The following is an 11,900-nucleotide window of genomic DNA, read 5'->3' as shown; positions in this document are numbered from 1 at the left end:
GATATAAAATTTAACATTTGGATTGATAATTGTTATCGTTTGCATTATCGTTACGACGAAATCAAAAAAGGCTGACAAATCAGAGGCTGTTCAGGTTTTCTGGCGTGATCTCCTGCCTATAAAAAGTCCACCGCGATGCTGCCGTACGCAAGGGGACATGAAGAAGATGTGAGCGATAACCCATTTTATTTTCGTAGTTACCTCATGGAGATATGGAATGTTTAGGTTGAACCCTTTCGTACGGGTCGGGCTGTGTTTGTCCGCAATTTCATGTGCATGGCCTGTGTTAGCGGTTGATGATGATGGCGAGACGATGGTTGTCACGGCATCTTCCGTTGAACAAAACCTCAAAGATGCGCCCGCCAGTATCAGTGTCATTACCCAGGAAGACCTGCAGCGTAAACCGGTACAGAATCTGAAAGATGTCCTCAAAGAAGTGCCGGGCGTACAACTGACGAACGAAGGGGACAACCGTAAGGGCGTCAGTATTCGTGGTCTGGATAGCAGTTACACCCTGATTCTTGTCGATGGTAAACGCGTTAACTCACGCAATGCCGTCTTCCGCCATAATGACTTTGACCTGAACTGGATCCCGGTCGATTCCATCGAACGTATCGAAGTGGTACGTGGCCCGATGTCTTCACTGTATGGTTCTGATGCGCTCGGCGGCGTGGTGAACATCATCACTAAAAAAATCGGCCAGAAATGGTCAGGCACCGTAACGGTAGATACCACCATTCAGGAACATCGCGATCGCGGTGACACCTACAACGGCCAGTTCTTCACTAGTGGACCGCTGATTGATGGCGTGCTGGGGATGAAAGCTTACGGCAGCCTGGCAAAACGTGAAAAGGATGACCCGCAGAGTTCCTCTACCACCGATACCGGAGAAACGCCACGTATTGAAGGATTCTCCAGCCGCGACGGCAATGTTGAATTTGCCTGGACGCCGAATCAAAATCACGATTTTACCGCTGGTTACGGTTTCGACCGCCAGGATCGCGATTCTGACTCGCTGGACAAAAACCGCCTCGAACGCCAGAACTACTCCGTAAGTCATAATGGGCGCTGGGATTACGGCACCAGCGAACTGAAATATTACGGTGAGAAAGTCGAGAATAAAAACCCAGGCAACAGTAGCCCGATTACTTCCGAAAGTAACACGGTTGATGGCAAATACACGCTGCCGCTGACGGCTATCAATCAGTTTGTCACGGTTGGTGGTGAATGGCGCCATGACAAACTTAGCGATGCGGTAAACCTGACTGGCGGCACCAGCACTAAAACATCTGCCAGCCAGTACGCGCTGTTTGTGGAAGATGAATGGCGGATCTTCGAGCCGCTGGCGCTGACGACCGGCGTGCGTATGGACGATCACGAAACCTACGGCGAACACTGGAGCCCACGTGCCTATCTGGTCTATAACGCCACCGATACCGTAACAGTAAAAGGCGGCTGGGCAACGGCCTTTAAAGCGCCTTCGCTATTACAACTTAGCCCCGACTGGACGACCAACTCCTGCCGTGGCGCATGCAAGATAATTGGTAGCCCGGATCTGAAACCAGAAACCAGCGAAAGCTGGGAGCTGGGGCTTTACTACATGGGCGAAGAAGGTTGGCTGGAAGGCGTTGAATCCAGCGTAACCGTCTTCCGCAATGATGTGAAAGATCGTATTAGCATCAGCCGTACGTCTGACGTCAATGCTGCGCCGGGTTACCAAAACTTTGTCGGTTTTGAAACGGGGGCAAACGGTCGACGTATACCGGTGTTCAGCTACTACAACGTCAATAAAGCACGTATCCAGGGCGTGGAAACCGAGTTGAAAATCCCGTTCAACGACGAATGGAAGTTGTCACTCAACTACACCTACAACGATGGACGCGATGTCAGCAACGGGGAAAACAAACCACTATCCGATCTGCCATTCCATACCGCTAACGGTACGCTGGACTGGAAACCGTTGGCACTGGAAGACTGGTCGTTCTACGTTTCTGGTCACTATACCGGTCAGAAACGAGCCGACAGCGATACCGCTAAAACGCCAGGTGGCTATACAATCTGGAATACCGGCGCGGCCTGGCAGGTGACCAAAGACGTCAAACTGCGCGCAGGCGTGCTGAACCTGGGCGACAAAGATCTGAGTCGTGATGACTACAGCTATAACGAAGACGGACGTCGTTACTTTATGGCAGTGGATTATCGCTTCTGATGAGGAGATGCCCGGCGCGGATATCGCCGGGCATAATGTTTTTTACATCTGGCTCTGAATTTACAATCGGTGGAATTTCGCCAGCAGGGCCAGTGAAAATGTTGTAAGCAAAATGGCAATAACCGCATAAATATACACGCCTGACCATTCCCAGCTATTTTTCACCAAAATAACGGGAACCCCTGCCATTGCGGCACCTACATAGCTAAACAACCCCCTGAATCCCGTAATGGAACCTGCTGCATCTTTATGTGTTACATCCAGACAACCGACAGCGAATAACATATGCGGCCCATACAGCGCAAATCCCATGATAGTAAACAGAATCGCAGTTAAGGTGTAGGAGACATCCTGCACGAGCGGCACGAGAACGATGCAAACACATAAGGCGATGGCAAAGATTAATCCGGTCATCCAGCGGTTACTTTTAAACATAAAATCGGATAAGTACCCTGCCAATAACCCTCCTGCCAGTCCGCCTGCTTCAAACCAGGATATAATCGAGTTCGCTTTGATCAGGCTCCAGTTATGCACCTGAGAATAGTAAATTTGTGGCCAGTCATTAAGGATAGTGCGCGCAATATAGACCGACATATCCCCGAGGATAATGATCCAAACTAATGGGTTGGTAAGAATATATTTAACGAAAATTTGCCAAAAACTGAGATTAACCGGGCTTGCTTTAACTTGAGCGAGTTCTGTCGGGTCGTCGCGCCATTTACCCACGTTAGGCAATCCTAATGTACCGGGACGATCTTTTATCGTAAACAGGGCGGCAACTCCCATAATCAGCGAGATTACACCCGGAACATAAAAGCCCATTTTCCAGCTACCACTAAACGCAATGGCAAAGCTTGTAATCAAGGGAGCAAGACTACCGCCAATATTATGCGCCGCTTCAACGACGGCCCACCAGCGCCCGCGTTCATTTTTTGAGAACCAGGATGCCATGATTTTTGCCATCGGCGGAAAACTGGTTCCCTGAAGGATGGCATTAAGGCTATACAAAATATAGAACGCGGTAACGCTGTCTGAAAAACCAAAAAGGATGTTAACAATACCCACGCCAATAAGTACGGGGCCGGTCATTGCTCGAGGGTTGATTTTATCAACTAACATGCCACCTACAAACTTCATGGAACCATAAAGAATGTAAAAGATAGACGACATGATGGCGAAATCTTGTGCGGTTAATGAAGTATCCGTTAACATCGCCGGCATGGCCGCAGAGAAATTCTTGCGGGTTAAGTAAAACACGGCATAAGAGATAAATACGGATGTTATAATTTCAACGCGAATTTTTTTATAGTCGTGATCAATGTCTTTTTTTTCTTTGACCACGGGTTGATCAGCCTGGCTAAAAATAAAGTTTTTCAAGTTCATCGTGAGTTACCTTTTCTGCGAACCTTATGACGCTATAATTTTTCTTCAATAAGAAAGAGAAGCGACTCGAAACCATTAAAATTAATCTGGTTAGTAATTATTTCCCTGGTTATAGGTTTTGCTTTCCAGGCTACGCCATTTCCGGCATGCAGAAGCATAGGAATATCATTAGCGCCATCACCACAGGCGATGATGTCATCACGGGAAATGGCTAACTCTGCCGCCAGATTTATCAGCGTTTGCTTTTTCTTTTCCGCATTCATAATGGGCAAGGCGATTGAGTCAGTTAATACATCATCATGAATACTAACGGAATTAGAAAATGAAAAATCGAGGTGGTATTTTTCTTTTAATCGCTCAGTAAAGATATCTAATCCTCCAGATATAATTGCTGTCTTGAATCCTTTCTCTTTAAGAATGGGAAGAATAGTCGCAAGACCTGGTGACAAGGTCATCTGTTCACAAACCTGATGCAAAATATCTTTATGCGTTCCTTTAAGCATGCCAATTCGACGGGTAAAACTGGTATCAAAATCGATTTTTCCCTCCATTGCCTCACGAGTTAACGCTGTGATTTTTTCAGATATCCCCATAGTACGAGCAATTTCATCGACGCCTTCTTCTTCAACAAAGGTGGAATCCATATCAAAGGCAATAATCCCTTGGTTGGGTAAGACCGCAGGTTTGCGGAAAAAATCAAACCGTTGATCATCGGCGCAGAGTCGTAAACCAACATAAAAAGCAGTACTGGCAATATAATCAGGTAACGTAAGCTTTAGATAATCTTTATTTATCTGCTCGCTGTAATGTATCGTTAACAAAAAAAACTGAGGGGGTACTTTTAAATTTTTTAAATAATCTTGCAGGCATTTTTTGATGTTGCCGACGCCTGTTGGCGACAAGAAATAAATAATCGTCATTTACCGCTCCTTTTTAGTCACAAAGATTATAATAAGGTTTTATATATGCAGATGTATCCAACAATCACAATTGTGAATGTTAAATAAAAGATAAAAAAGTGCTCTTTTTGATACCCTGGAATAATAAGGTGCTAAAGGTATCGTTTTTGATATCTTTACTACGATATAACTAATGACTAATTTTCCGAGTTGAAGGAATCATTTGCAGAAATGGAAAGCTGTGTAGATATATTCAAAATAGTTCTAGGTCCATCCAGTTCCCGCACTGTCGGACCAATGCGTGCGGCTTATAATTTTGTTTCACAATTGAAACAGCGAGAAGTGTTGCCTCTGTTGCGGAAAATTGATGTTGAACTTTATGGCGCGCTGTCATTGAGCCGCAAGTGTCATAATGTTGATGTCGCGATTTATCTCGGATTACAGGGACAGTTGCCCGATAGTGTGGACATCCGCATGGAAATAGACACCATCAGGCGTGCAGAAAGCGAGGCGATGCTGGAAATTTCGCCAGGTATAGATGTTGGTATTGCCATTCTTTCTAGTCCACAGGCGCACCCGGGACATCCTTATGCGATGACATTTCGTGCCAAAGATGACTGGTTTACACTTTATGAAGAAACCTGGTTTTCTGTCGGCGACGGTCAGGTGCAAAAAGCCGGAGAGGCGAATATTTCCTCCTCTACCGCGTCATATCCTTATGAATTCCAGAACGCAAAAGAATTGTTAATGCTTTGCCAACAAAACGGGTTATCTGTTGCAGCATTAATGATGAAAAATGAACTGCAATTCCATGCTGCTACTTTTCTGCATGAGAACTTCAATACGAAGTGGTTAGTAATGAAGGATGCGATTCATCGTGGTATGCATACTGAAGGGTTGCTTCCCGGACCGTATAAAGTTCCCCGACGCGCCTGCGCTTTGTATAAATCATTGCAGGCGAAGGGATATACCAATGACTTCTTGACGGCGCTGAATTGGGTCAATACTTTTGCCATTGCGGTGAGCGAAGAAAATGCTGCCGGAGGACGAGTCGTGACCGCACCCACCAACGGCGCGAGTGGCATTATCCCCGCGGTGTTGTGCTGGTATGATAAATTTATTCACGAGCTTGATACTTCTGCCGTTACCCGCTTTTTTCTTACCGCCGGCGCTATCGCCATTCTGTTCAAACAAAATGCATCTATTCTGGGCTCTGAAGTTGGTTGTCAGGGCGAAATAGGCGTTGCCAGTTCGATGGCGGCAGCAGGGTTAGCAGAACTCATGGGCGGGTCAGTGGCTCAGGTACTCAGCGCGGCTGAAATTGCGATGGAGCACCATTTAGGTTTGACCTGCGATCCTGTCGGTGGACAGGTACAAATTCCTTGTATTGAGCGAAATGCTATCTCAGCCGTAAAAGCCATCAATGCGGCAACGATGGCGCTGAACCGCATCAGCGAGCCGAGTATCACCCTGGATGAGATTATCGCCGCGATGTATGAAACCGGAAAGGATATGAGCGCCAAATATCGGGAAACTTATCATGGCTGCCTTAGCAAATTACAGCCAAGAAAAAAGGATGCGTAGTATGAAATATAACACAATGAATAATAACGAAATTATTTTATCGCTATGCGCACGCATTAAAGAAACGCGGATCTCATTATCATTGACCCAGCAGCAGTTAGCCGATCGCGCATTGGTGGGTATTGCGACGATAAAGCGGATTGAAAAGGGGGGAAGTTTAAATCTTGATACCCTCATTTCTCTTCTGCGCGCACTTAATAAATTGCAAAATCTCGATGCCATATTGTTCGAAGCAGAAATGCGTAACTTCAACGAAAATGCTTCCAGCGGCGAAGGGGCAGGGCGGCTACAGGTGCGCCAGCAACTGACGGATTTAAACCAGAAGTCTCCAGCCCCGCACGCAGATGACCGTAATTTTAGTGCGGCGCTGGAAAATACCCTTTACTGGTGATTATTCCCGTAAATACTGCGCATGGAAGCGCAGATGATCCTCTATAAAAGAGGCAATGAAGTAATAGCTGTGATCATAACCAGGTTGAATGCGTAACGTCATCGGCCACGCTTTCTGGCGTGCGGCTTCTGCCAGTACTGCAGGTTGAAGCTGGTCGGCAAGAAACTGATCGTTATCACCCTGATCGATAAGCGTCGGAATCGCATCTTGCGCATTGCTGGCGTACATCAGCGCACAGCTATCCCATTCCACCCAACTATTTTTATCCTCGCCCAGGTAGGCGCTAAATGCTTTGATTCCCCAGGGAACACAACACGGATTCACAATCGGCGCAAAGGCGGAAACACTGGTGTATTTGCCAGGATTTTTCAGTGCCATAATCAATGCGCCGTGACCACCCATCGAATGGCCGCTAATAGCGCAGCGATCGCTGACGTTAAATTGCGATTGAATCAGCGTCGGTAATTCATCGCGCAGATAATCATACATCCGGTAATGCGTCGACCACGGCGGTTGTGTGGCGTTAAGATAAAACCCTGCACCCTGGCCCAAATCGTAGCCATCATCGTTAGCAATCTGTTCGCCGCGCGGGCTGGTATCTGGCATCACCAGTACAATCCCCAGTTCTGCCGCTACGCGCTGGGCACCCGCTTTGGTCGTGAAGTTCTCGTCATTACAGGTTAAACCTGAAAGCCAGTACAGCACAGGTGGAGGGGCATTGTCGCAGGGCGGTGGGAGAAAGATGCTGAACGTCATCGGGCAATTTAAGGCACTGGAGTCGTGCCGCCAGCGTTGCTGCCAGCCTTCAAAACAGCGATGCTCTTCGAGCATTTCCATGCGAGGCTCCTTGTTATGTTGTTTGCAATTTTTTCATCATACCGTTTATTCAATGCGTTGTGAGTAACTTTCACTTCCGCATATGCATAACGATGTTTTAACATTTACGGCTGAAAGGCAGCGGCAATTACAATAATTATCGCTGTGAATACTGGATTATGTGCGTCACCTCACGCACAATAATCAGGCTGCTAATCAGCTTAATAACTTTGCCCCCACGTAGGGCGGAGGCGTCACACCTGCAGGAGAAAACATAAATGCCATCACTCAGTAAAGAAGCGGCCCTGGTTCATGAAGCGTTGGTTGCGCGAGGACTGGAAACACCGCTACGCCCGCCCGTGCATGAAATGGATAACGAAACGCGCAAAAGCCTTATCGCCGGTCATATGACCGAAATCATGCAGCTATTGAATCTCGACCTGGCCGATGACAGTTTGATGGAAACGCCGCATCGCATCGCCAAAATGTATGTCGATGAAATTTTCTCCGGTCTGGATTACGCCAACTTCCCGAAAATCACCCTCATTGAGAATAAAATGAAGGTCGATGAAATGGTCACCGTGCGCGATATCACTCTGACCAGCACCTGCGAGCACCATTTTGTCACTATTGATGGTAAAGCGACGGTAGCCTATATCCCGAAAGATTCGGTGATTGGCCTGTCGAAAATTAATCGCATCGTGCAGTTCTTTGCCCAGCGCCCGCAGGTGCAGGAACGTCTGACCCAACAAATCCTCATTGCGCTACAAACGCTGCTGGGTACCAATAACGTGGCTGTCTCCATCGACGCAGTGCATTACTGCGTGAAAGCGCGTGGCATCCGCGATGCAACCAGCGCTACGACAACGACTTCCCTCGGTGGTTTGTTCAAATCCAGTCAGAATACGCGCCACGAGTTTCTGCGTGCTGTGCGTCATCACAACTGATTAAAAGGCAGGAACCATGGAGCGCAACGTCACGCTCGATTTTGTTCGCGGCGTCGCCATTCTGGGGATCCTGCTATTAAACATCAGCGCCTTTGGTTTACCAAAGGCGGCTTATCTCAATCCCGCCTGGTATGGCACGATTACTCCGTCCGACGCCTGGACCTGGGCGTTTTTGGATCTCATCGGTCAGGTAAAATTCCTCACGCTTTTTGCGCTGCTGTTTGGCGCGGGCCTGCAAATGTTGTTGCCGCGCGGCAGACGCTGGATCCAGTCGCGGTTAACACTGTTAGTCTTGCTGGGCTTTATTCACGGTTTATTGTTCTGGGACGGCGATATTCTGCTGGCTTATGGGCTGGTGGGCTTAATCAGTTGGCGACTGGTGCGCGATGCGCCATCGGTAAAAAGTTTATTTAATACAGGCGTCATGCTGTATCTGGTGGGGATTGGCGTTTTGCTGTTGCTGGGGTTGATTTCTGACAGCCAGACCAGTCGTGCCTGGACGCCAGATGCGTCGGCCATTTTGTATGAAAAATACTGGAAACTTCACGGCGGTGTTGAAGCGATCAGTAACCGCGCCGATGGTGTAGGCAACAGTTTGCTGGCGCTGGGCGCGCAGTACGGCTGGCAGCTGGCGGGGATGATGTTAATTGGCGCGGCGCTGATGCGCAGCGGCTGGCTGAAAGGGCAGTATAGCTTGCAACACTATCGGCGTACCGGTTTTGTGCTGGTGGCAATTGGTGTGCTGATTAATCTTCCTGCCATCGCACTGCAATGGCGGCTGGACTGGGCGTATCGCTGGTGTGCCTTCTTACTGCAAATGCCGCGTGAACTTAGCGCGCCGTTTCAGGCAATTGGCTATGCGTCGCTGTTTTATGGCTTTTGGCCGCAATTAAGCCGCTTCAGGCTGGTGGTGGCAATCGCCTGCGTCGGAAGGATGGCGCTAACCAATTATCTATTGCAAACGCTGATTTGTACCACGCTGTTTTACCACCTCGATTTGTTTATGCAGTTTGACCGTCTGGAGTTGCTGGCGTTTGTGGCTCCGGTATGGCTGGCGAACCTGCTTTTCTCTGTTATCTGGCTGCGTTACTTCCGTCAGGGGCCGGTGGAATGGCTCTGGCGTCAGTTAACCTTGCGTGCTGCCGGACCCGCATTATCTAAAACATCCAGATAACGATCTGGATCACATTCATTAACAAAATGACTGTAACCGTTTCCATTGCTGTGACTCGATTCACGAAGTCCTGTATTCAGTGCTGACAAAATAGCCGCCAGCAAGCAGTAATCTACTGCAATCTCATAACAGGTAGTGAATATGATCACCATTCGTGATGTAGCGCGTCAGGCTGGCGTCTCTGTGGCAACGGTTTCCCGGGTGCTCAATAACAGCACGCTGGTAAGTGCCGACACGCGTGAAGCAGTTATGAAAGCGGTGAGTGAGTTGGATTATCGGCCAAATGCCAATGCACAGGCGCTGGCAACTCAGGTGAGCGATACCATCGGCGTGGTAGTAATGGATGTTTCAGATGCATTTTTTGGCGCATTGGTTAAAGCCGTCGATCTCGTTGCCCAGCAACATCAGAAATATGTGTTGATTGGCAATAGCTATCATGAAGCGGAAAAAGAGCGTCACGCCATTGAAGTGCTAATCCGCCAGCGTTGTAACGCGTTGATCGTTCATTCAAAAGCGTTAAGTGACGACGAGCTGGCGCAATTTATGGACAACATTCCCGGTATGGTGCTCATCAATCGGGTTGTGCCAGGCTATGCCCATCGCTGTGTTTGTCTGGATAATATCAGCGGCGCCAGAATGGCGACGCGCATGTTGCTGAATAACGGCCATCAACGTATCGGCTATCTCTCTTCCAGCCACAGCATTGAAGATGACGCAATGCGTAAAGCTGGCTGGATGAGCGCGCTGAAAGATCAGGATATTGTTCCGTCGGAAAGCTGGATTGGCACAGGTACACCGGATATGCCAGGCGGCGAGGCGGCGATGGTTGAACTACTCGGACGCAATCTACAACTTACTGCTGTATTTGCCTATAACGACAATATGGCTGCTGGCGCTCTGACCGCATTAAAAGATAATGGCATTGCTATTCCGTTACATCTCTCAATCATCGGTTTCGATGATATCCCCATTGCTCGTTACACCGACCCGCAATTAACGACCGTGCGTTACCCCATTGCTTCGATGGCAAAATTAGCCACTGAACTGGCCTTGCAGGGGGCAGCAGGCAACATTGATCCGCGTGCCAGCCACTGTTTTATGCCGACGTTAGTGCGTCGCCATTCTGTCGCAATACGCCAGAATGCGGCGGCGATCACTAACTGAGCAAATCAGAGGATGTAACCGCTTTCAATTTGTGAGTGGTTTCACAGTATGTTAACAATGTGGTAGCTATGATTGCACTGTTTTAACGTTGTAACTTGTATGTAACAGTGAGTAATCGCTTTTATCGAGGTTATGGCGTCATCACAACAATTAGAGCCGTTTTATGGAGCGTTACCGGGCATGGAAGAACGAATTTTAAAACGTGAGCTTCGGCGTTCAGTAACACTTCATTAACTATACTGCCCCGCCAAGCATTTATCTCAAGTACTACCCTGCATAAGAAAAACCGGAGATACCATGAACAAGAAGGTGTTAACCCTGTCTGCTGTGATGGCCAGCATGTTATTCGGCGCCGCTGCACACGCTGCTGATACCCGTATTGGTGTGACGATTTATAAATATGACGATAACTTTATGTCTGTGGTGCGTAAGGCTATCGAACAGGATGCGAAAGCAGCACCAGACGTCCAGTTGCTGATGAATGATTCACAGAATGACCAGTCCAAGCAGAACGATCAGATTGATGTGCTGTTGGCGAAAGGGGTGAAGGCCCTGGCAATCAACCTGGTTGACCCGGCAGCTGCGGGTACGGTGATTGAGAAAGCGCGCGGACAAAACGTGCCGGTGGTTTTCTTCAATAAAGAACCTTCCCGTAAAGCGCTGGATAGCTACGACAAAGCCTACTACGTTGGTACTGACTCCAAAGAGTCCGGCATTATCCAGGGCGATCTGATTGCTAAACACTGGGCTGCGAATCAGGGTTGGGATCTCAACAAAGATGGTCAGATTCAGTTCGTACTGCTGAAAGGCGAGCCGGGCCATCCGGATGCAGAAGCACGTACCACTTACGTGATTAAAGAGCTGAACGACAAAGGCATCAAAACTGAACAGTTACAGTTAGATACCGCTATGTGGGACACCGCTCAGGCGAAAGATAAGATGGACGCCTGGCTGTCTGGCCCGAACGCCAACAAAATCGAAGTGGTTATTGCTAACAACGATGCGATGGCAATGGGCGCGGTTGAAGCGCTGAAAGCACACAACAAGTCCAGCATTCCGGTGTTTGGCGTTGATGCGTTGCCAGAAGCACTGGCGCTGGTGAAATCCGGTGCGCTGGCTGGCACCGTGCTGAATGATGCCAACAACCAGGCGAAAGCGACTTTTGATCTGGCGAAAAACCTGGCCGATGGCAAGGGCGCCGCTGACGGCACCAACTGGAAAATCGACAACAAAGTGGTGCGCGTACCTTATGTTGGCGTAGATAAAGATAACCTGGCTGAATTCAGCAAGAAATAAGACTGAACGGGCGCAATAGTTTATTGCGCCCTTATTG

General features: G+C 48.4%; 10 protein-coding genes. 7 read left to right on the top strand and 3 right to left on the bottom strand.

Features of this window, described 5'->3' with window-relative positions; all coding sequences use genetic code 11:
- The first annotated feature begins 217 nt into the window (after positions 1-217).
- Entirely contained in the window at positions 218-2,209 is a 1,992-nt protein-coding gene (gene cirA / locus H9644_RS09910) for a catecholate siderophore receptor CirA (protein ID WP_191774396.1), read from the top strand.
- A 60-nt stretch (positions 2,210-2,269) separates the two neighbouring features.
- Here the strand turns inward: cirA and H9644_RS09905 are convergent, their stop codons facing one another.
- Together H9644_RS09905 and serB are read right to left on the bottom strand one after the other, a co-directional pair.
- On the bottom strand, positions 2,270-3,592 hold the full coding sequence (locus H9644_RS09905; RefSeq protein ID WP_191774385.1) for an MFS transporter: 1,323 nt from the start codon (positions 3,590-3,592) through the stop codon (positions 2,270-2,272).
- 32 nt (positions 3,593-3,624) lie between these two features.
- Positions 3,625-4,512, bottom strand: a complete 888-nt coding sequence (gene serB, locus H9644_RS09900; RefSeq protein WP_191774383.1) for a phosphoserine phosphatase SerB — start codon at positions 4,510-4,512, stop codon at positions 3,625-3,627.
- Positions 4,513-4,722: 210 nt separating this feature from the next.
- On the opposite strand from serB, the gene H9644_RS09895 reads away from it, so the two are divergent.
- Positions 4,723-6,075 (top strand): L-serine ammonia-lyase, encoded by a 1,353-nt coding sequence (locus H9644_RS09895; RefSeq protein ID WP_191774381.1) that lies wholly within the window; start codon positions 4,723-4,725, stop codon positions 6,073-6,075.
- 1 nt (position 6,076) lies between these two features.
- Complete coding sequence (locus tag H9644_RS09890; protein ID WP_191774558.1) at positions 6,077-6,466, top strand: helix-turn-helix domain-containing protein; 390 nt, start codon at positions 6,077-6,079, stop codon at positions 6,464-6,466.
- Here H9644_RS09890 and yeiG read toward each other — a convergent pair whose 3' ends face one another.
- Positions 6,467-7,303, bottom strand: a complete 837-nt coding sequence (gene yeiG, locus H9644_RS09885; protein WP_191774379.1) for an S-formylglutathione hydrolase — start codon at positions 7,301-7,303, stop codon at positions 6,467-6,469. It abuts the gene before it with no gap.
- A 257-nt stretch (positions 7,304-7,560) separates the two neighbouring features.
- Here yeiG and folE point away from each other — a divergent pair, with 257 nt between their 5' ends.
- From folE to mglB, 4 genes are all read left to right on the top strand, one after another.
- A complete protein-coding gene (gene folE / locus H9644_RS09880; RefSeq protein ID WP_001139613.1) occupies positions 7,561-8,229 on the top strand; it encodes a GTP cyclohydrolase I FolE in 669 nt (222 codons plus the stop codon).
- 16 nt (positions 8,230-8,245) lie between these two features.
- The gene (yeiB, locus tag H9644_RS09875) at positions 8,246-9,403 is read left to right on the top strand and encodes a DUF418 domain-containing protein YeiB (protein ID WP_191774377.1); all 1,158 of its coding nucleotides are present in this window, start codon (positions 8,246-8,248) and stop codon (positions 9,401-9,403) included.
- A gap of 141 nt (positions 9,404-9,544) precedes the next feature.
- Positions 9,545-10,567: an HTH-type transcriptional regulator GalS gene (gene galS / locus H9644_RS09870; RefSeq protein ID WP_064526837.1), complete on the top strand. Its 1,023-nt coding sequence runs from the start codon at positions 9,545-9,547 to the stop codon at positions 10,565-10,567.
- A 297-nt stretch (positions 10,568-10,864) separates the two neighbouring features.
- The gene (gene mglB, locus H9644_RS09865) at positions 10,865-11,863 is read left to right on the top strand and encodes a galactose/glucose ABC transporter substrate-binding protein MglB (RefSeq protein ID WP_001036964.1); all 999 of its coding nucleotides are present in this window, start codon (positions 10,865-10,867) and stop codon (positions 11,861-11,863) included.
- The last annotated feature ends 37 nt before the right edge of the window (positions 11,864-11,900 follow it).

The sequence above is a fragment of the Escherichia whittamii genome (genome assembly GCF_014836715.1).
GTDB classification, from domain to species: Bacteria; Pseudomonadota; Gammaproteobacteria; order Enterobacterales; family Enterobacteriaceae; genus Escherichia; species Escherichia whittamii.
Note: the sequence above shows the minus strand (reverse complement) of the source record. Positions and strands in the feature narration are given on the sequence as shown.